General features: G+C 58.7%; 17 protein-coding genes and 1 pseudogene. 11 read left to right on the top strand and 7 right to left on the bottom strand.

Annotated features, from left to right (window positions below; genetic code table 11):
• Positions 1-130: 130 nt before the first annotated feature.
• The 5 genes from LOZ74_RS06330 to LOZ74_RS06310 all read left to right on the top strand — a co-directional run bounded on the left by LOZ74_RS06330 (position 131) and on the right by LOZ74_RS06310 (position 5647).
• Positions 131-1168, top strand: a complete 1038-nt coding sequence (locus LOZ74_RS06330; protein ID WP_230293332.1) for an endonuclease/exonuclease/phosphatase family protein — start codon at positions 131-133, stop codon at positions 1166-1168.
• Positions 1169-1242: 74 nt separating this feature from the next.
• The gene (locus tag LOZ74_RS06325; RefSeq protein WP_230293331.1) at positions 1243-2397 is read left to right on the top strand and encodes a glycosyltransferase; all 1155 of its coding nucleotides are present in this window, start codon (positions 1243-1245) and stop codon (positions 2395-2397) included.
• A complete protein-coding gene (locus LOZ74_RS06320; protein ID WP_230293330.1) occupies positions 2394-3488 on the top strand; it encodes a glycosyltransferase family 4 protein in 1095 nt (364 codons plus the stop codon). The genes LOZ74_RS06325 and LOZ74_RS06320 overlap by 4 nt, the downstream gene beginning before the upstream one ends.
• 42 nt (positions 3489-3530) lie before the next feature.
• Positions 3531-4937, top strand: a complete 1407-nt coding sequence (locus LOZ74_RS06315; RefSeq protein ID WP_230293329.1) for an O-antigen ligase — start codon at positions 3531-3533, stop codon at positions 4935-4937.
• A gap of 38 nt (positions 4938-4975) precedes the next feature.
• Complete coding sequence (locus LOZ74_RS06310; protein WP_230293328.1) at positions 4976-5647, top strand: serine O-acetyltransferase; 672 nt, start codon at positions 4976-4978, stop codon at positions 5645-5647.
• On the opposite strand, the gene LOZ74_RS06305 is transcribed toward LOZ74_RS06310, so the two are convergent.
• From LOZ74_RS06305 to LOZ74_RS06295, 3 genes are read right to left on the bottom strand one after another with little or no spacing between them, the layout of a single operon-like run.
• Positions 5582-6505, bottom strand: coding sequence for a glycosyltransferase family A protein (locus LOZ74_RS06305; RefSeq protein ID WP_230293327.1), 924 nt, complete (start codon positions 6503-6505; stop codon positions 5582-5584). The genes LOZ74_RS06310 and LOZ74_RS06305 overlap by 66 nt on opposite strands.
• Position 6506: 1 nt before the next feature.
• Positions 6507-7514 (bottom strand): glycosyltransferase family A protein, encoded by a 1008-nt coding sequence (locus LOZ74_RS06300; protein WP_230293326.1) that lies wholly within the window; start codon positions 7512-7514, stop codon positions 6507-6509.
• Between the two features lie 33 nt (positions 7515-7547).
• A complete protein-coding gene (locus LOZ74_RS06295) occupies positions 7548-9161 on the bottom strand; it encodes a lipopolysaccharide biosynthesis protein (protein WP_230293325.1) in 1614 nt (537 codons plus the stop codon).
• Here LOZ74_RS06295 and LOZ74_RS06290 point away from each other — a divergent pair.
• The 6 genes from LOZ74_RS06290 to LOZ74_RS06265 all read left to right on the top strand — a co-directional run bounded on the left by LOZ74_RS06290 (position 9160) and on the right by LOZ74_RS06265 (position 15004).
• Complete coding sequence (locus LOZ74_RS06290) at positions 9160-10206, top strand: phosphoribosyltransferase (protein WP_230293324.1); 1047 nt, start codon at positions 9160-9162, stop codon at positions 10204-10206. The two genes, LOZ74_RS06295 and LOZ74_RS06290, sit on opposite strands and share 2 nt — an antisense overlap.
• Positions 10206-11660 carry a GMC oxidoreductase gene (locus LOZ74_RS06285; RefSeq protein WP_230293323.1) on the top strand — a complete coding sequence of 485 codons (1455 nt, stop codon included), beginning with the start codon at positions 10206-10208 and terminating at the stop codon, positions 11658-11660. Before LOZ74_RS06290 ends, LOZ74_RS06285 begins: the two co-directional genes overlap by 1 nt.
• Before the next feature lie 24 nt (positions 11661-11684).
• A complete protein-coding gene (locus tag LOZ74_RS06280) occupies positions 11685-12140 on the top strand; it encodes a hypothetical protein (protein WP_230293322.1) in 456 nt (151 codons plus the stop codon).
• Between the two features lie 212 nt (positions 12141-12352).
• Entirely contained in the window at positions 12353-13195 is an 843-nt protein-coding gene (locus tag LOZ74_RS06275) for a hypothetical protein (RefSeq protein WP_230293321.1), read from the top strand.
• A 70-nt stretch (positions 13196-13265) separates the two neighbouring features.
• Positions 13266-13529 (top strand): hypothetical protein, encoded by a 264-nt coding sequence (locus LOZ74_RS06270; RefSeq protein ID WP_230293320.1) that lies wholly within the window; start codon positions 13266-13268, stop codon positions 13527-13529.
• 2 nt (positions 13530-13531) lie between these two features.
• The gene (locus LOZ74_RS06265) at positions 13532-15004 is read left to right on the top strand and encodes a thiol-disulfide oxidoreductase (RefSeq protein ID WP_230293319.1); all 1473 of its coding nucleotides are present in this window, start codon (positions 13532-13534) and stop codon (positions 15002-15004) included.
• A gap of 51 nt (positions 15005-15055) precedes the next feature.
• Here the strand turns inward: LOZ74_RS06265 and LOZ74_RS06260 are convergent, their stop codons facing one another.
• The 4 genes and pseudogenes from LOZ74_RS06260 to LOZ74_RS18295 form a co-directional block, all read right to left on the bottom strand.
• Positions 15056-15439, bottom strand: coding sequence for a DCC1-like thiol-disulfide oxidoreductase family protein (locus LOZ74_RS06260; protein ID WP_230293318.1), 384 nt, complete (start codon positions 15437-15439; stop codon positions 15056-15058).
• Between the two features lie 70 nt (positions 15440-15509).
• Complete coding sequence (locus tag LOZ74_RS06255; RefSeq protein WP_230293317.1) at positions 15510-17405, bottom strand: acyltransferase family protein; 1896 nt, start codon at positions 17403-17405, stop codon at positions 15510-15512.
• A 110-nt stretch (positions 17406-17515) separates the two neighbouring features.
• On the bottom strand, positions 17516-18826 hold the full coding sequence (locus tag LOZ74_RS06250; RefSeq protein WP_230293316.1) for an exopolysaccharide biosynthesis polyprenyl glycosylphosphotransferase: 1311 nt from the start codon (positions 18824-18826) through the stop codon (positions 17516-17518).
• Positions 18827-19164: 338 nt separating this feature from the next.
• Positions 19165-19371 (bottom strand): annotated as a pseudogene (locus LOZ74_RS18295) (NAD-dependent epimerase/dehydratase family protein); the annotation flags it as partial.
• Positions 19372-19479 lie beyond the last annotated feature (108 nt).

The following is a 19479-nucleotide window of genomic DNA, read 5'->3' as shown; positions in this document are numbered from 1 at the left end:
GCAGCAAGGCATATCGGGCTAATTGCATGCCCGACTGAGGCCACCACAGGGTTAAGGCGTTTGCCTTCTCGGTCTCGTCCGCACTAATATGCTGCGCCGCAACACAAAGGGTGGATTTCGTAAAACCAGCATGCCTGAACTCGCCACCCCTTTCAATTCAAACGGTTTTTGCGTGGGCCATTTCCGACCTTCGTCCAACCGACGTGGTCGTATCGGGACAATCGTCAAGACACTTCTGGCCCTAACCATGCTGACAATTGCCGCGAGTGCGCAGTTGGGCAGGATCTTCCCCATACTCGATCCACTTAATGCGTTGACCCCAGTGATCCTGGCAATGGCTGTCGTCATTTGCATTTTTTCGTTTCGCCATCAGCATTTGGCGTTCGCAATCGCTGTGCTTGCGGCATTGTGCAGTGTTGAAAGGGTGGCGCAGGTGAGCGTCGAAACCGGGCAGCTGGCTATTCCTGCCGACCCCGGCATTACCGTTCTCTCATTTAACGCATGGAGGCACCAGCACTCGCCGAAGGAAACGGCTCGCGCGATTGCAGTCAGCGGCGCAGATATCGTCCTGCTGCAGGAAGCCGGACCAATGCTAAATCAAGCGGACATGATGCTGAAAACCGCTTATCCCTTCCAGTCCGACTGTCCGATGGGCTGCGACCTAGCTATTCTCTCGCGTTTGCCCGTCCGGGATTTCCGTTATCGTATCCGAGGCGACGACGGCCGTTTTGTGGGCCCCCGTATCGTGTTCGCGGATATCGACGACGCATCGGTGATGGGCCCAATCACGGTGGCCTCGATTCATGTCGATCGCGGCAATAGCCCCGCTGGCAACCGGAGGCAACTCGATAAGAGCCTCGATGAAATGTTCACTCTGATGGGTAAGGAAAACCTGATCATCGGCGGCGATTTCAACATGACACCTTACAGCTTCGACTTCGAACGAATGGATCAGGCGATGCTTCCGATCCGCCGGGTCAGCGCAGGGGATCGGAGCTATCCGTCGCAGATTGCGGGACTGCCGACCATTCCCCTCTTTGCCATCGATCATATCTATGCATCGCGGCGATGGCGGGCTGCGAAGATATCCGTAGGGCCCGGTTTTCATTCCGATCACCGCCCCATCGCCGTTCGCCTTTTCGAAAGCAGCCTAAACCCGTCCCATTGATAGACACACCCGCAAGTATTCTCTCAAAAGCATCGCTTTAAATTAAAGTACCCAAGAAGAACGGAAACGGACGATTGAAGCGAGAAAGACGAACATGTCTCCTGGTCATCAACTCGCTTGCCGGCGGGGGAGCTGAGCGCGTCTTCACGACTCTAGTAACCGATCTTGCCCGATTTCGCGGAGAATGCGATTTTGTGGTCGCCCTTCTCGATGACGAGGAGGTCGAGGCCTATATCCTGCCCGACTGGGTCAAGGTCTATCGCCTCGACAGCAAAGCTAGCCTTAACGCCAGCGTACGGCGTCTGTGCGGGCTGTTCAGGGAACTGCGACCTGATGTCTGCATTTCGTTCCTCACCCGGGCCAATTTCGCGGCGATCGTCGCTGGACGGCTATATGGATGCAAGACGATTATCAGCGAGCGGGTCAACACCACCGCCCATCTTGCCGGCAGAGGTAAGAATGCAATCAGCAGGGCATTAGTGCGCATACTCTATCCGCGCGCCGATGGGATCATCGCTGTCTCGCAAGGCGTGAAGGATACGCTGGTCAAGGATTTCTTCGTATCGGCTGACCGGGTGACGGTGATACCCAACCCCTTCGACATTGACCGGATTGCAACTCTCGCACTTCAACCTGCCCCATTCGAGATAGCACAAGGTGACTGGGCTACCATGGGGCGGCTGGTCCCTACGAAGAACGCCGCGCTGGCGATCCGCGCCTTTGTCGCTGCTTCTACGAAAGGCAGGCTCTTCGTGCTCGGCGATGGTCCCCTGCGCGGCGAACTTGAGGCCTTGGTCCGCGACCTCGATGCGAGCGACCGCGTGCGGATTTGCGGCTTCGTTGAAAATCCTTATGCGGTACTCGGCCGCTGCGACGCGTATATCCTGCCATCGGAAGCGGAGGGATTTCCGAACGCCATGGTCGAGGCTATGGCATTGGGAAAGCCCGTCGTTGCCACCGATTGTCCTTCGGGCCCTTCCGAAATCTTTGAAACCGAGTCTGCTTCGGACGAACCGTCCCGTGGCAGAGGCGGCATGCTGGTCAAATGCGGAGCGGTCAACATGATGGCACGCGCTATTACCGCACTGGACGACAGCGATCTGCGCAGGGATCTTGGCAAGCTCGCGCGTGAACGAGCAATGGAATTCTCAGTCGAGAGAACCACGCTCGGTTTCTGGCAGGTCATCACTGCGAATTTCGCTGCCGCCAACAGGAGCAGTGTCCAGTGAAGGTTTCGGTCGTCGGCTTGCGCGGGATACCCGATGTTCTTGGGGGTGTGGAAACGCACTGCGAAGAATTGATGCCGCGCATTGTGGCCAATAATCCCGATATCGAGATACAAGTCATCGGCCGACGCCCCTTCATCTCGGGTGATTTCGAATACAAGGGTGTGGCAGTGACGTCTGTCTACGCCCCGGTCGGCAAGCATTCAGAGGCGATTGTGGCCACTTTCTTGTCGATTTTGAAGGCACGCGGCAGCGGAACCGATGTACTGCATATCCACGCCATCGGCCCCGCACTTCTAACTCCGCTGGCCCGGATGATAGGCATGCGCGTCCTGCTCACCCATCATGGCGAGGATTTTCGGCGCGCGAAGTGGAACATTTTCGCCAAGGCAGCACTCCGCCTTGGCGAATCTCTCGGCGTAAGATTCGCAAACAAGGTCATCGCCGTATCGCCTTCGTTGCGGCGCAAACTTCAGCTGCGATATGCGGGATCCGCCGGCAGGATCGACTATATTCCCAATGGCATGTCGCAGCTTGCACTAACCAGCCAGGAAGATCGGGCAATCCTTAAGAGTTTCGGGCTAGAGAAGAGAGGCTTTTTCCTGGTTGCCGCGCGGCTTGTGCCGGAAAAGGGAGTCGATTATCTCATCGAAGCGCACCGCTTGAGCGGCAGCGACAAGCCTCTCGTCATCGCGGGCGCATCCATGCATGGATCGGACTATTCAGAAAAGCTAAAAAAGGCAGCCGGTCCTGATGTCCACTTTTTGGGAAAGGTTCCACGCAGGAAGCTGGCTAGTCTGTATCGCAATGCCGCGCTGTTCATCCTGCCGTCCTACCACGAAGGACTGCCCATCTCCGCGCTGGAGGCATTGTCGCTCGGAGCGTCGGTGCTGCTCAGCGACATAGATGCTAACACCGATCTGGGCCTGCCCGACCGTCACTACTTTCCCGTAGGCGATTGCAAGGCACTTGCCTCCAAGCTGGAATCGGCCGACTTTTCCGATCTCGACACCTCGAACTGGGACGGGGCCAGCGTTTTTGACTGGGATACTATCGCCTGCACTACGGCCCATTCCTACAGGGAGCTTGGCTGATTTGCTGCGAATCGAGCGACAGGATCGGATAGAAGCAGCGGTATGAATCCCGGTGGCGCCTCTCCCAGCCTGCCCGGCTATGTTCTGGGCCCCAGCCTTCTGGTCTATGCAGTGCTGGTGATTTTCCTGGCGTTGCGCTGCCGATCGGCGTCCGGAGCCTTCGTATTGATTGCGGTCGCGATCCGGCTTGGCATGTCTGCGGCGCCGTTCATCTCCTTTTCACCCTCGGGCGTCGGGCTTAGCTGGAACGCATTGATGTCGTGCCTGGTCATTGGAACGGGTGGCCTTGTCGTGCGGCGCAGCAACATTCTGTCTTATGCATTGCCGCCGGTACTGGCGCTGGTTGTTATTATCGCAATCAGCGGGTTGGTAAACGACCGCATTCCCGAAAGCATCGAAACAATCCTGAAATACGGATATTTCGTCATCCTTACCCTGACCGTGCACGATGCCTGCAAGTCCGAAGGGGCCGATCCGTTTCTCGGCAAGCTGCTGTTGGTCCTACTACTACCTGTCGTACTGCAGATCGAAAGCATTGGGCTAGGCGTGGTGAAGGCGAGCGAGGGGGATGGATCCGCATCCTACATCGGTGGCTATAACCATGAAGCCAGCTTTTCACTTCTGCTGATGGCAGCACTCCTCGCGGTATCGATGAACCAGCGCGTTTCCATCAAGTTGCAGCTCCTAGTCGCTACGGTCTGCGCGGTTGGCGTCCTTCTCGCCAACTACCGGACTGCTATGGGCGCGATGGTGCCAATGATCATCGTACTGCTAGTGGTAAGCAGCATGCGCAACGTGGTGAAGAACCAGCGGATTTATGCGATCGGAGCCGTCAGCCTTGCGATCATGTGCATTGCGCCAATTGTCCTGTCCCTATTCGCCGAGCGGTTCGAGACGCTGACTATATTACTCCAAAATCCTGGCCTTCCCTTTCAGGATCCCGGCGCGTTCACGTATGAAGAGCGGCGGGTCATGTCGGGGCGCGCCTTTATCTGGTCCGAATATCTGAAAATGTGGCGCGAGGCGCCGGCGCTCCAGAAGATCATCGGCTTCGGTGCCGATGCATGGGAGGATTACTTCAACCTCTACGCCCACAACACACTGGTCTCGACGGTGTTTGAATATGGCATCGCGGGCTTGTCGCTCATGCTACTGCTGTGGGGGTGGATGATTACGATCGCATGGCGGTGCGGTCCGCCGATGAGCTGGATCTTCATCGCCTCGCATCTCGGCTTTATCCTGCTCAACATGGCGACCATGCCGTTCTGGATGATTGAGGGCTTGGTCTTCTACGGCCTGCTATGCGGCGTTAGCCTGTTTGCCTTCGATGCGGCGCTGCGGACAGAGAGGCGTGCCTTGGCGAACCCGGCAGCGCAGCCGAGCCGGCCATCCGGCTGGACCCGTTCAGCCCCGGACCAGGCGACGCCCGGCACCGCCTCGGAGCGTTGACCGCATGACTTGCTCCAAACCAGCGCAGGAAAAACCACATGCAAAGGCTCAGTTTCTCTCGATTGAGGGCCTATCTCGCCGCCGACCTGTTCCGGTACGAAGGGCGCGTTTCGGCCAAAGCTTTCGTGAAGCATTTCCTCTTTACGCCGGGCTTCAATTACACCGTGTGGCTGCGCGCCTGCGTATGGGCAAAGTCGGGCGGAGCCGCAAAGTTGTTCTACCCGCTACTCAAATGGCGGCTGCTGCATTCGCGCTACAAATACGGCATCGCTATCGCCGAGCGGACGGCGATCGGACCGGGCTTGTTCATCAACCGCTTCGGCGGGATCTATGTGCATCATGATGTAGTGATCGGCTGCAACGTCAACATCACCCACGGGACAATGCTGGGCTACATGAACCGTGGCCCACGCGAAGGTTCGCCGATCATCGGTGACGAAGTCTTCTTCGGCTCGGGAGCCAAGGCAATCGGCAAGGTGCATATCGGCAACCGCGCCGCAATCGGCGTCAATGCCGTCGTCACCAAGGATGTTCCCGATAATGGCGTTGCGGTGGGGCTTCCTGCCAAGGTAATCGGGAACGACGGATCGGACGGCTACATAAACAAGACGGCCAGCCCGGCGATGATCGAGCGGACCGGTTGGTCAGCGTTTCGACCGCAAATGGAACGGCAGGCTGGCGGCGACCATCGCGATATGGCGCCAGTCTGAAGGTGCGCTCCACTGTAGCGAGCGCAGGAAACCCAACGGAACTGGCTGCCGCTTGCCGAGACGGTAGCGAATATAGAGACCGATTTCCTGGCTCTTTAGGCGGCGCAAAAGTTCCGGATCGAGACTGCCCCGCGCCATCAACCGGTCGATTGTTGCGGTGATCGCGGGCAGCCTTGTGTGCGCCGCCGAATTGGAAACGCGGTTTACCGTGTCCTGATAAAAACCCGCCGTAGGTCTTGGCCCGAACCGGCTTTGGGTTGCCGCGACGATGCGCAGCCACATGTCCTTGTCGCCTCCACGCGTAATGCCTTTTTCCCGAAACGGTCCGACCCGATCCAGCACGTCGCGCCGCACGGCGACCGCGCCGGTCCACAACGGGCACCGGCGCGAGACCAGCCATGCGGTGAGGATGTCGTCCGCGTCCAGGTCGCGACCGACCAACATCGCGGACTGTGCGTTGGTGGGGTATTGCGTGCCCACAGGCTCGATCCGGTGCGCGCTGAATACGCAGCCGATTTCCGGCCCTGCCAATCGCGCGATCTGCGCCAGATGATCGGCGTCCCACTTGTCATCTGCGTCGAGAAAGGCAATCCAGTTACCCTCGGCCGCCGCAATACCGGCGTTGCGGGCGGCATAACCGCCCGGCCCCGGCGTATCACGCGTGATCATGCGAATGCGCTCGTCCTTGATGGCGAGTACCTGATCGGGACCATCATCGCTCGACGCATCGTCGATCACAACAATCTCAAACGCGGGATGGGTCTGCGCCAGCACGCTGTCGATCGCGCGCCTGACATGCGGGCCCTTGTTGTGCAGCGGAATGACGACGGTGAAACGATTGGAGTCTGGGCCGGGCATTTCAGTCATTCGCGGCAGGGGCCGGATGCGCGACCTTGCGCGCGGCATATTGCTGCCGCTTCAAGTCGCGACGCTCCATGATCCTGCGGCGGAAATCCTGGCTGAAGGGCATGGGAAGCCGCCGCATTGCCTGAACCCGCGCGTAATAGCCAAGGCCGCCGCCGATGGTTAGGCCGCGCACCATGTCGTCGTTGATCCTGTCCCCGTCCTTCCAGGCCTTGAGCACATATTGGTATATCTCGCGATTGGCGATCTGCTGCAAACGCTCCGCAATCTCGGGAGGTTCGCTCTTGAGCCTCTCGTCGATGGTGCTCATCAGCCCGACACGGAAGTCGAATTTCACCTGACGAGTGACCATGTTATCGCTGTCCTTGTGGTACACTGCGGTCGGCTTGCCGCTATAGGCGCTCGACCCGGCCAGCACTGTGCGCAACCACAGGTCGCGGTCGCCGCCGCGCCGCACCCGACCCACCGGAAACATGCCGATATCCAGCAGCGTCTGACGCCGGATCGCGACCGCACCGGTCCAGAAGGGGCAACCGCCTGCCAGCCATTTATCGAGCATGTCGCGAGCGTCGAAACAGCCTGCCGGATAGCCCGCGCGCGTGAACCAGTCCTTCAGGTTCAGCGTCTCAGTCACGATATCATAGCCGCTGAAGGCGCTGACCGCCTTGCCATCTGCGCGCCGGATAGCAGCGGCCAGCCCTTCCAGGTGATCGGGTGCCCAGCTGTCATCGGCATCGAGAAACGCGATCCACTCGGACTTCGCACTCTCGATACCGAGGTTTCGGGCCGCATATCCGCCCGGCCCCGGCTCGTCTCGGCGCAATGTGACGATAGGGGCTCCAATTTTGACGATTTCTGCCATCGAGCCGTCTTTCGAGGCATCATCAATGGCGATGATCTCGTTCGCGGGATGGCTTTGCGAAAGCGCCGAAAGCACCGATCGCGCTACATGCCGTTCCTTGTTGTGCACCGGAATTACGACAGAGAATTCGACGTCAGTCACTTAGCCTCCTGGCTGATGCAACCCTGTATCGGTTCACACACGGCGTTGCGCGAATCTTTTGCGGAACTGTTGGACCACAAGTTCGATCCCTTCCCCTATAGTCGCACGACCGGAAGCTGTCAGGGCAATAATGCACCAATACAAGGCGCAAGCTGCACAGGCCATCGTAACAAGGATCAAGATCACCGGCCAGCCGATTGCCAATAGCCCCATTCGAAGCAGCAGCAGACCGCTAAGCACAAGCAATGCCGTCGTGCCGTAAACCAGACCCAGTTGAAATAGATCACGAGTGCCGACGGGCCCCTTGCGGCCAACATACCACCAGACCGCAGGCATCCTGACAACAAGGTCGGAAATCGCATAGGCCGCAGCCACGCCAACGACTCCCCATGGCAGCCCCGCCATGAAAGCCATCACGCAGGTCACAGCATTTACCACCCCCCATCTAGCGAATTCGCCGGTGCGGTTCTGCGTGATAAACAGCCAGCCGATCGTTGCCGTCAACGGTTGATGGAGCGCGGCGATCGAAAGCCAAACGAAGACATCGGACGCCGCCGTCCACTGTGGTCCCAGCAGGAACGGGATCAGTTCATAGGCGCTAGCGATGCAGAAGCAGACGATCGGCATGGTGACCAAGAGCAGAATGCGCAGCGACCGCAGATACGCGAAGCGATAGCGCGCCGGTTCGTTCATGAGCCGTGACATAATCGGGATCATCACCCGGCCCGCCGGCCCGTTGATCTGCTGCAGCGGCATCAGCATCAACTTATAAGCCCGGTCGTAATAGCCCAGTGGACCTGCTCCGATGAACTTGCCGATAATCACATTGTCGGCGTTGCGTGCAAAGAAATTAGTGAAGTTGAACCCCGTCAGCCCTCCCCCGAACTTCAGCATCTCCAAAACGCGGACGCGATTGCCAGGCCGCCCAGGCATCCACCGCGTCGTTGTCCATGACTGGACCAGTTGTACGAAGCCGGTGACGACATTGACCGTCGCAATAGCCAGCGCGCTGGGCGCGATCCACGCATGGGCAAGTCCTGCCAAAACCCCCAGCGCAGCCGACACGACCTCGATCCGGCCCAGCGTGCCAAAGCGCAGATCGCGCGTCAGAATGGCGCGATGCACTGAAGAGGTACCGTTCATCGCCACGCCGAGCGCGACGAACTGGACTACGGAGATGACCCCGTCATTATCATAGAATGTAGCGACCAGCGGCGCGGCAAGCGCAATCACCGCGGCGATCCCCACCGACAGAGCAAGGTTCACATAGAACATGGCGCTGAGCAGCGGCTTGCTGATCGTTGGTGACGTCACAATGGCCTGAGTCAGACCCAGGTCCTTGATTAGATTTATGATTGCGACGACCGGCGCGGTCATCGCATAGATACCGAAATCCTCCGGCGCGAGCAGGCGCGCCAATAGGATCGTCGATGCGATCTGCACCAAGAAGCGAGTGGTCTGGGTCGCAATCGTCACGATTGCGCCGCCGGCCGCCTTGAACTTCAGGCTTTGCTTGGAAGCGGTAGCGTCTATCTCGAATTTTCCCTGCGCGGCTACTTCCTGGTTAGTCCCTATTTCAGGCTTAACGGTCTTGGCTGTATAGCACGATCTGCGGTAAGAATTGCAGCTGATTTTGGGGGATCTCATGCAATATCGCTCTATCGGTGATTTAAGCCTATCGGTTGCGGCCGGCGCCTGGAAGGTGCCCGCAGATGTCGACTTGATCGTGGGGATCCCGCGCAGCGGCCTGCTCGCTGGCTCAATGCTCGCGCTCCACCTCAATATCCCGATCGTCGAGCTTGACTGCTATCTGAATGGCGGGGCCGGACGCATCGGGCGAACTTCCAAACACACGGTAAGCGTCGGGGGCAATGACGTACGCAAAGTGCTGGTCGTCGACGATACCGTCGCCACCGGCAGCACCATGGCGCAAATCCGCCGCGAGATCGATGCGGCCGACTTCGGCGACAAAGTGCTGGTCTGCGCAATCTATGGGACGCAAAAATCTCATGACGGGTTCGACCTCGTCTTCGAGACAGTCGGCACACCGCGCATCTTCGAATGGAATATGATGCGGCACAAACGTATCGCCGATGCCTGTTTCGACATCGACGGCGTGCTGTGCCACGACCCCGATCCTGCCGACAACGACGATGGCCAGCGTTACGCACGTTTCCTCTCGACCGCCCGCCCGCTCTACATCCCCAAGCTGAAGGTCGCTCATTTAGTAACCAGCCGCCTCGAACGCTATCGCCCCGAAACCGAAGCGTGGCTGAAGACGATGGGCATAGAATACGGGAAACTGTGGATGATCGACCTTCCCAGCGCCGAGGAACGCCGCCGCTTAAAAGCCCACGCCCCTTTCAAGGCAAAAGTCTACCAGGAAAGCGGGGCAAGCCTCTTCATCGAAAGCGAGGACAAGCAGGCCGAAGATATCGCACGACTGAGCAGTCGGCCCGTTTTGAGCATTGGTGGTCAGCGCATGGTATGGCCGGACGATCCCGCCGCCAATCGCCGCCATATCCGCCGGGCGGGTTGGAACGTACCGAAGCGGTCCACCAAGAGCCGGGTCAAGCGTGTGGCTCTGCAACTTTGCCGCCATCTACACCTGCCGGTCGACGGCCTTTCTCATCCCGCCGCGCGTCCGACGTCGACTCCAGCCGGTATTAGTAGCCCAAGCTTGAACAAGTGATGCGCTCGCTGGGGTCCCGGCAAATACCCGATGCCGCCGATATCGTCCTGGTAGGCACAGGTTTTGCGTCCACCTTCTTCCTGAGCGCGATCCTGCCGCGCGCGCGACCGGGCCTGAAGATCGTGGTGTTGGAACGCGGCGGCAATGTCCCGCACGCTGAGCGGATCGAGCGCCGCAACGACGCGAAATTCAATGCTGACGGGTATTATAGGACGACCGGCGATCCGAACAAGAAATGGCGCTTCTCGACGGGATTCGGCGGTTCTTCCAATTGCTGGACAGGAAACACGCCGCGCATGCTGCCTGCCGATTTCGAGATGCGAACCCGCTTTGACCAAGGGATGGACTGGCCCTTTAGCTATGATGCCCTGGAGCCTTACTACACCCGCGCCGAGGAAATGATGCAGATCTCGGGTGCTCGGAACAGCCTTGCACCGAGCACCTCGCCCTACCCCCTCCCGCCTCACCGGCCCAGCATGCCCGAAGTGGCTTTGTCGAAAGCCTGGCCCGGCCTTTTCGAGCCCATGCCTACAGCTCGCGCCAGCCGCGCCACGCCGACACGGCCGCAATGCTGCGGCAATGGCGTCTGCAACTTGTGTCCGGTGCAGGCCAAGTTCACAATCATGGGCGATCTTTCCGCGCCCTATAACGATCCTCGCGTCAGCTGCGTCTTTGATTGCGAAGCGACAGCGGTACTGACCGAAGGGGGGGCAGCCCGTGCTATTGCGTGGCGCTCGGCTGACGGCAACACTGGTGAAATCCGGGCAGACCAAATTGTGCTGGGCGCCAATGGATTGTTCAATGCGACCCTGCTCAAGCAATCCGGAGACACCAGCCCACTGACCGGTCGCCGTCTGCACGAACAGCTCGGCATTACGGGAAGGGTCTATCTCGACGGCATGGACAGTTTCCAGGGCTCTACCTACGTCACAGGCATCGCTTACCCGCTCTATGTCGACGAGGAGCGCCGACGCACCACCGCCGCTGCCCTGATCGAAACCCGCAGCGTCGGCCGGATGCGACTTGAAGCGGGACGCTGGCGGCAAGTCCTGCCGATCCGTCTGGTGATTGAGGATCTGCCGGATGAGGCCAATGCAGTAACGCCTGGCAGCGACGCCGATCCCCGTCCCGTTGCGCATTTCGGTGGCATCGGCGACTATGCGCGTAAGGCCATGGAGCGGGCAGATCAGGACCTCGCGCGGATTTTCGCCTCGCTCCCTGTTGATTGGATCGAGCTTGACGACCCGGCCCCAACCGAAAGTCATATTCAGGGTACGACCGTGATGGGCCACGATCCGGCGCATAGCGTTACCGACCAAGATGGTCTGCATCATCGATGGCGCGACCTGCGGGTCTTGGGCAGTTCGCTGTTCCCGACAGGGGCACCGGCCAACCCGACACTGACTCTAAGCGCACACGCATTGCGAGCAGGAGATAGGGCAGGAAGCCTGTGAAGCACATGTGAACGAGGCAGTGACATGACCATCAATCGAAGAACTTTTGTGGGCGGCGCTCTTGCCGGTGCAGGAACAATCGCCGCAGCCTCTGTTTATACCATGGGCATCAACGCGAATGATGCGGTGGAAAGCCTGATCCGCTCCAGCTTCCCTGATGAATATTTCGACCCGAGGGAGTTGGCCGAATTCGCGAATGCTGCCGTCCGGCGTCACGGGCCGTTTTCGCGCGGACAGGTTCTGGCGATGGAAAACCCGCTGGTCTGGCAGCTGACCGACAAACTAACCGATCGCGACGTCAGGTCCGAACCTGAGGCGATCGTGACAGATTACATCCGGTCCAGCGATATGCTCGATCCAGACAGAACCGGTCGGTCTTCTTATTTTGCATTCGCCGATCCATATGAGGTGGGATGCTCCAACCCCCTCCTCGGTTATTCCGATGCGGCGCTTGACTGGCCCGAGACCGTCTACAGCTGATCAGGGTGGAGGACAGAAACGGGGCCAAGTGCAAATAAAGACAGGAGGTTTTTTTGATCACCAGGCGCCAATTCGGACATTCGATCAGAGCAGCGGGCGCTGCAGGCCTCACGTTTAGCGTTCCCGCTCTAGCCGCACCCTATGGCCAGATCCTCCCGCCCGAACCGCCCCGCATTACAACGCCGCGCAAGACCGGCGAAGGTGCGCGAAACATGTCATCTCGCCAGTCGTTAACCGTGTCCGATGCGTGGTGGTCCGACAAGTGGATCGGCATCAAGGCCAATGGCACGACTGACATGGGCCCGGTGCATTTCACCGACGTCAGGTTGGAACGCTATGGCCCGATGATCGTCATGCGCGGGTCGCCCGAAATCCTGCTCGATCGAATTGAAAGTTTTGAAGCCCGGCCATCCAGCTATGGCATGGGATTCCTGCGCGCGACCGACCGGATTGGTCGGCTACGCGCCCGCAATCTGAAATTAGTCGGCGCTCGCGAGATTAACAATACCAGCGATGCCTTCGCCGCGATCTGCCTTTGGGGCAAGGGGACGGACGATGTCTGCCGCGACTGGGAAATCTCTCGCTTCGACTTGCGCAACCTTATCATGAAGAAGGGTGAACGATATCGCAACGCGGACGGTATCTCGGTTGAACGCGGACATGATGACGGACTGATCGAGAACGGGGTGATCCGGAATGTGTCGGACGCTGGGATCGACTGCAAGGGCGCCAATTGCAGAATTACCCAAGTTGATATCACCGGAGCGCGCGAAAACCTGAAACTATGGGACAGCAGTACGCGTCATGGGCGGATCATCAGCCGTTCACCCCGATTTGCACATATTATCGTGGCGAGCAGCAGCGGTCAGGGTCCGATCGTGATCGACCAGTTGGAATGCCACGGCGATCCTAAGCGGCCCGTCATCGCCTTTGAAGGTTCATCGCGGGAAGTAGTGGTTCGTACACTTGTCGCTCCTGAGGGGCAGGTACTCTATACTGCTGACGATAGATCAAAGGCGGCGAGCCTGCGGGTAAATGGCACAAAAGTGTTCTGACGCACAGTTTTGATGCTCAACATAGGCTGAAAAATAGCCGTTCCCTCGTCAGTTTGATGCCCATTCACCCATGATTGCCAAATCAAACCGGAAAATACGTGCTATGTGCTGCACAAATAGCTTCGTTGCCGGTCTTGGAGGGGGCAAACTGATGGATTTCGTTATTCGTCAACTTGTACAGTTCGCTGTCGCCATCGTGATGTTGCTTGGACTACTGGTCGCAGCTACCAATCTTCCCGTATTCACCCATTGCGCCTATTACAGCCAATGCAGTTCACAGCTTGACCAGAAGCCACTGAACACTTCGGTGAGTTCATACACATTGGAAGACTGATTGTGGCAAGCCGGGCTGCTGATCCCGCCTTGCGCGGCCGGAAGACGCGCGTCGCTTCCGCCAATAATGACGCGATGGTCGCATTCTGCGTCATGTGGGCGCTGGCAACCGTGCTCAGTGTCGTTTCGCATTATGACAACATGATGTTGCGCACCGGCCTGAAATATGCGCTGCTTAACTACGCGACGCTGGGTTTATGCATCGCGCTCTTTGTGCGCCACCGCAATTTGTTTCTGCTCTTCGCCCTCTCGGCAATGATGGCGCTGCAATATATCATGCGATTGCCCGTCGCATCGAACAATCAAACGATCGCGTTTTTCATGAACACGGCAATCGTTCTGGTGATCGGTACGACATGGCTGCGCGGTCGCACCCTTCAGGGCAAGACAGTCGAGATTTACGAGAGCCTCAGGATTGTGGCCCGCCTGTTGCTCGCCACAATGTATTTCTACGGGATATTCCATAAGATCAACACGGGCTTCCTCGACCCCGGAGCAAGTTGCGCGACCGCACTTTACCGCCCTCTGGTCCATGTCTTCGGGCTGCAGGATAATCTGCTGGGTCAATATGGTGCGATCGCTGCCACCTTTGTCGTCGAAACAATCACTCTAGTCTGCCTTTTCTGGCGCCGTTTCTTTGCCTTCGGGCTGATCATTGGACTGGTTTTTCACTACATCATTCCGATCTCAGCCTACTCTTGGTATATGGATTTCTCTTGCTTGGTCTTCGCACTCTATACACTGTCTATTCCGGTGGAGGCGAGCCTCGCCTATTACACTCGGGTACAGCAGGTGCTGTCGCGGATTCCGCTCCTCCCGGCCAGCAGCGTGGCAATGGCGGCAATTCTGTTCCTGTTGGGACTCGGCATATTCGTCGCGTCCTATGTCCAGTCGCTCGATCCCGCCGGTTTCGTAACCACGGGCAAGATGATGTGGCATTCGGCATGGATCATCGTCTGGTCAGTTCTAGGCGGGCTTGCGATGGTCTGGCTCACAGGGGCGACACTCTCTATTCTGCCATATCACGTCACACCGATCCCGAAGCACCCGAAGTGGATCTATGCCATTCCACTGGTGCTTTTCGTATCATGCCTTTCACCCTATATCGGGCTAAAGACCGAAAGTTCGATCGCGATGTTCAGCAACCTTCATACCGAAGGGGGTGAGACGAACCATCTGCTGTTCCTAAAGCCACCCTATATCGCCCCCTACCAGGCTGATGTGCTGATGATCACTGCATCCTCGATCCCCAAGATCCAAGCGCTGGCGGATCAAGGCAAGGGCATGGTGCCGTTGGAACTCGAGCGTGCCTTGCTAAGCAAGAAGAACGACTGGATCAGCTACACCGCAGACGGCCAGCAGTACGAGCATGTGACGGCGGCCAACTGGGGGGAGCCCCGCTACAGCAAGCTTGAAAAGCAACTTCTGCTCTTCAAGCCGGTCGAATTCTCCGACCCGCAGATCTGCACGCACTAGGGCCTTGGCGGGAATAGGGCAGTGAGGGGCGGCAATGCATCCGCACTGCCGTTACCCCCGCTTGTTGAGAAGAGAGCGCCCCCGCGCCATCAGCGTGATCCTGCGCCCCAGCTTCATCGCAGGATAAAGCGCCCGTGTTAGTGCGGGTGAGGCAAAGATCCTGCCATTCAGCCGGTTGAGCATCCCGACCGGGCTGGTAAGCTGAGACAGAACGTGGACGGCGTCAGCGCCGTGGTGGACCTGTCCGCGATTGACGAAGACCATGCCTTCATCAAGGTTGAAACCTTTGGCCACCAGATCCGCCACGCGCGGATCGTCGGAGCGCGCATCAATCAGTTCGACCGGGCCGACCGCATCCTTCAAGCGAATGAATGATACGTAGTTCTGGCAGAAAATACATTCGCGATCATAAACGATATAGGCCGGATCCGACATGACGCCTCCTGTCTTGGCGCTATTCTAATCGCCGAAGCAGCGAATGGCGAGGCTCACTTGCGAATGTATCTCAATTGGTCGCTATGTGTCCTGGCCCTTCTTGCGCAGGCGTCGATTGGCTTGCCCCTGCATCGTCTCGCCAAATCACAGATGCGAAGCGTTTTGCAAGGAAGTCTGCCGCATACTGGCTAGTGTGATGAGAATCAAACAGGACGGGCCGCCCTTCAATAGTCGCTGGGCATTGGCCCCGCGCGCAAAGATAGTCGGCTGGCCAAAGGATCGTTGCGCCTTCCTTCTTCAATTGGTCAAGAAAAGCGATGATCTCGCTGTTGCGAGTTTCATATTGCCATTTCGGGATCGAAAAATCTCCGTTACGGACCAGCCGCCTCGGCAAATCGCCAAACCTCTCATGCGGGGTTGGCGCAACAATGAATACGTGACGCTTAGCTGCAAGCAGCCGACGGACAGATGTCCGCATGCCCGCAGCAACGTCAGGCCTATTCAATACGCTGGGAAAATAAGCAGCTATCACGATGTTTTTTATGTCGGGTCGATTGAGCAGATAATTGAGCACGAGTCTGTTGTGTGCGGCGCAGTCCGGTACGTCCTCGACTTCCGCATCGATCATGGGCGGACACGAAGAATAGGTCATCGACCGGATCGCGTGACCCTGTCGGTATAACGCATAGGCCAGTTCTACACCATGGCTGTCCCCCCAGACCGCCGTAGTGGCGGTCGCATCGCCAAGCACGCAAGCGTCTTCAGGCGCTGCCAGCCCGCTTGACGGATGGCAACGGACGCGGTGCGGGCTCACATCCTCGCGCGCGCGGTCGAACATGATCATCTGGCGCGAAAACTGCCTCTGGCCAAGGTCAACGGACAGCCCTGCGCCCGTCAACGCCAGCAACGTCCCTGCGCTGGCCAGCGAGCCGGCAAAGATCCACGGCCGGGTAAACCGGCTCCGATTGCGGAACGGCGTCTCGACAAAACGATAGGACAGATAACCCGCGATTAGAGACACCGCGACATAGACGATGGCGATCCCGATGCCCGCTTCGCCCGTACTGGCCTTGTTGCCGAACACAATGATCGGCCAGTGCCACAGATACAGCGAATAGGAGATGAGGCCGACGAAAACGAAGGGCTTTATAGACAGAACGCGCTCTACCAGCGTGCCCTGCGCATAGCCGATGACCAGCGCCGAGCCCAGAACCGGCGCGATGGCGACATAGCCGGGAAACGCCATGTCGCTGCCGAACAGGAATATCGATGCGAGGATCAGTGCAAGCCCGCCCAGTGCCACGCCCTCTCGCACAGGACCTTGCGCAATCCGCGGGCCATAGCCCAGCGCCAGCAGCGAACCTGCCAGCAATTCCCACGCACGGGTGGGGATCAGGTAGAACGCCGCATCGGGATTGCGCGGCGTAAGCGCGACGCACAGCCCCAGCGAGACGGCAGCCAGCCCCATCATCGCGGCACCGCGATAGCGGGGCAGATATTTCATTAACACGAACAGGATGATCGGAAAGACGATGTAAAACTGTTCCTCGACACCCAGCGACCAGGTGTGCAGCAGCGGCTTTTCCTCCGCGCTGTCGTCGAAATAGCCAGCCTCGCGGTAGAAGACGATATTGGCGATGAAGACGATGGCGCCGATCACGCTTTTCCCGAAGCTTCGCGCTTCGCTGGGCAAAATCAGGAAGTAGGCCGCCACCAGCGATGCCGCGAGCATCACGATCAACGCGGGGAAAATGCGGCGTAGGCGGCGTTCGTAAAAATCGGAATAGCTGAAGCGCCCGGCTTCAAGGTCGCGGACCAGGATGCCGGTGATTAGGAAGCCTGAAATAACGAAGAAGATATCAACGCCGACAAAGCCGCCGGCAAAGCCGGGGATGCCAGCATGGAAAAAGGTAATGGGCAAAACGGCAATCGCGCGCAGCCCATCGATGTCGGCCCTATGCTTCATACCGCTCACAGACCATGCCTCCCGACGATCGTGCAAGGCCTGTGTGCAATCGAATCAAGGATAATCGTACCCCGTAGCACTGGAAAGCGCATCCGCGCCCGCCGCATTAATCAATACGCGCGCGAATGCACCATGACCTGAAGGGTCTGGAATAAGATCGACACGTCGCGCCACGGAGACCAGTTCGCGATATATTCAAGATCGCTGCGCAAGCGGTTCGACAGGTCCCGCTCGTTATCGGTTGCGCCGCGATAGCCGCGGATCTGGGCAAGACCTGTCAGGCCTGGACGCAGCGAATGGCGGTGCCAGTATGACACATCGACTTCCCAAAACAGCTTTTCACCGGCCAACGACCCCAGCGCATGCGGGCGCGGGCCGACTAGCGACATGTTGCCGCGCAGGATATTCAGAAGCTGGGGAAGTTCGTCTATGCTGGTGCGGCGGATCAACCGGCCGACACGGGTCACACGGTGGTCGTTCCGACTGGCGGACTTCACCCCATGATGGTCGCAATTGTCCACCTTCATCGACCGGAATTTCAGAATATAGAAGAACCGGTTGCCACGGCCCATCCGGCGCTGGCGGAAGAACACGGGCCCGCCATCCTCCATCCTGATGGCAAGGGCCACCAGCAGCAGCAGTGGACCCAGGACCAGCAGCGCGGCTCCGGCGATGCTGACGTCCATTAGGCGCTTCATCGCCTTGTCCCCCAGCCCCAGCGGCCGGGCCGACACGGTCATCGAGGTAAACCCAGGATATTTACGAAGGCCGATCGCCCCAAGGCGCTGGCCGACTTCGGTCACCACCTCTCCATCGACGCCCGCGGCGCGAAGGAAGAAAGCCCAGTGCGGGCGCTTTTCCTTGGGGCAGCTAACGATGACGCGGTCCATGTTTTCTATACAGCGGCCGAACCGGTCGAGCGCGCCCGGATCGGTCGCGTCCAGTTGCAGAAACCCGCTGCGCGCGTTGACCCGATAGGCATGCGCGATATCCACGGCCGGCCCGTCATCCTCGATCACCAGTATGTTCTGCGAAGCCGGACCCCAGCGACGGCCGATGTATTGGAAGATCCACAAACGAAACCCGGTCATCAGCACGAAAGACATCAATGTGCCCGACGTGAAGATGAACCGCGAAAACTGGTCCGAGGCCTTGGCGTAGAAGGTAAGGAACAGCAGAAATGCCGCCGAGATCAGCAGCGAATAAAAAACCCGTGAAACCGCATAACCCCGATCGGTCAGCGTGCGGACCGAATAGCTGCGATTGTAGAGCGCCAAAACCGCGAACAGCGGAATGAACAGCATGGCCTGTCGAAGTGCGTTCGTGGCCAGGGGCGTGCCAAACCGCCACGATCCGGCAAGCAGGAACGAGCCGAGCAAGATCGACAGATCGGCAAGGAAAATGGCCAGGTAGAGTTGCAACCGCTTGCGTTCGAGCGAAGGCGCAAAAGGACGATGCGCCGACCCTGCCCACGGCAGTATATCAACGCGAGCGCGCGAACCGCTCCATCCTTGTGACCCGACAAACAAAATCTATATATCCACTCTCCGCGCCGCGCCGCAGCATTAGCTGCATCGCACCTGCAGTTGTTCTGCCGAACCTGATGCAAAGCGCAAACGAATCCAACTACTCAAACAGCTTGTGCGCTGACTTTTCGGTGGAATGGTTCGTTGAACCGACGATCTGAGAGCGAGACAGCATTCTCGCCGTTTTTAATGCAGAATCAACGCATTACAGGTTTGGCGGCATCTTTTGTACCGCCATACCCATTTGGGGCAGCGTCGTCGTGCGGCGGATGGTCGAGCGCGGCAACGACGCCTGCGACGATATCGTCGATATAGGTGAAGTCGCGCATCATCTGCCCGTTGTTAAACACGGGGATCGGATCGCCGGCTAGGATCTTGCTGGTGAAGATCCACATCATCATGTCGCGGCGCCCCCACGGGCCATAGACCGTGAAGAATCGCCTGCGCGCCAAAATGTATTTGGCGTCGACATCCCTGCCGTCGAGCGTTTGCGTCGGGGCCGCATTGTCTGGAAAGTCCAACTCCAGCATCTGGGCTCGGCCGCCGCC

Origin of the sequence: Croceicoccus sp. Ery5, assembly GCF_020985325.1 — a bacterium.
In the GTDB taxonomy this organism is placed as follows: Bacteria; Pseudomonadota; Alphaproteobacteria; order Sphingomonadales; family Sphingomonadaceae; genus Croceicoccus.
Note: the sequence above shows the minus strand (reverse complement) of the source record. Positions and strands in the feature narration are given on the sequence as shown.

Bases quoted from the DNA above. Each gene is read 5' to 3' on its own strand.
- LOZ74_RS06315 (WP_230293329.1), top strand. From the start codon at position 3,531: ATGAATCCCGGTGGCGCCTCTCCCAGCCTGCCCGGCTATGTTCTGGGC.
- LOZ74_RS06270 (WP_230293320.1), top strand. From the start codon at position 13,266: ATGATTGCCAAATCAAACCGGAAAATACGTGCTATGTGCTGCACAAAT.
- LOZ74_RS06295 (WP_230293325.1), bottom strand. From the start codon at position 9,161: ATGAGATCCCCCAAAATCAGCTGCAATTCTTACCGCAGATCGTGCTAT.
- LOZ74_RS06280 (WP_230293322.1), top strand. From the start codon at position 11,685: ATGACCATCAATCGAAGAACTTTTGTGGGCGGCGCTCTTGCCGGTGCA.
- LOZ74_RS06285 (WP_230293323.1), top strand. From the start codon at position 10,206: ATGCGCTCGCTGGGGTCCCGGCAAATACCCGATGCCGCCGATATCGTC.
- LOZ74_RS06310 (WP_230293328.1), top strand. From the start codon at position 4,976: ATGCAAAGGCTCAGTTTCTCTCGATTGAGGGCCTATCTCGCCGCCGAC.
- LOZ74_RS06255 (WP_230293317.1), bottom strand. From the start codon at position 17,405: ATGAAGCATAGGGCCGACATCGATGGGCTGCGCGCGATTGCCGTTTTG.
- LOZ74_RS06290 (WP_230293324.1), top strand. From the start codon at position 9,160: ATGCAATATCGCTCTATCGGTGATTTAAGCCTATCGGTTGCGGCCGGC.
- LOZ74_RS06330 (WP_230293332.1), top strand. From the start codon at position 131: ATGCCTGAACTCGCCACCCCTTTCAATTCAAACGGTTTTTGCGTGGGC.
- LOZ74_RS06305 (WP_230293327.1), bottom strand. From the start codon at position 6,505: ATGCCCGGCCCAGACTCCAATCGTTTCACCGTCGTCATTCCGCTGCAC.
- LOZ74_RS06275 (WP_230293321.1), top strand. From the start codon at position 12,353: ATGTCATCTCGCCAGTCGTTAACCGTGTCCGATGCGTGGTGGTCCGAC.
- LOZ74_RS06260 (WP_230293318.1), bottom strand. From the start codon at position 15,439: ATGTCGGATCCGGCCTATATCGTTTATGATCGCGAATGTATTTTCTGC.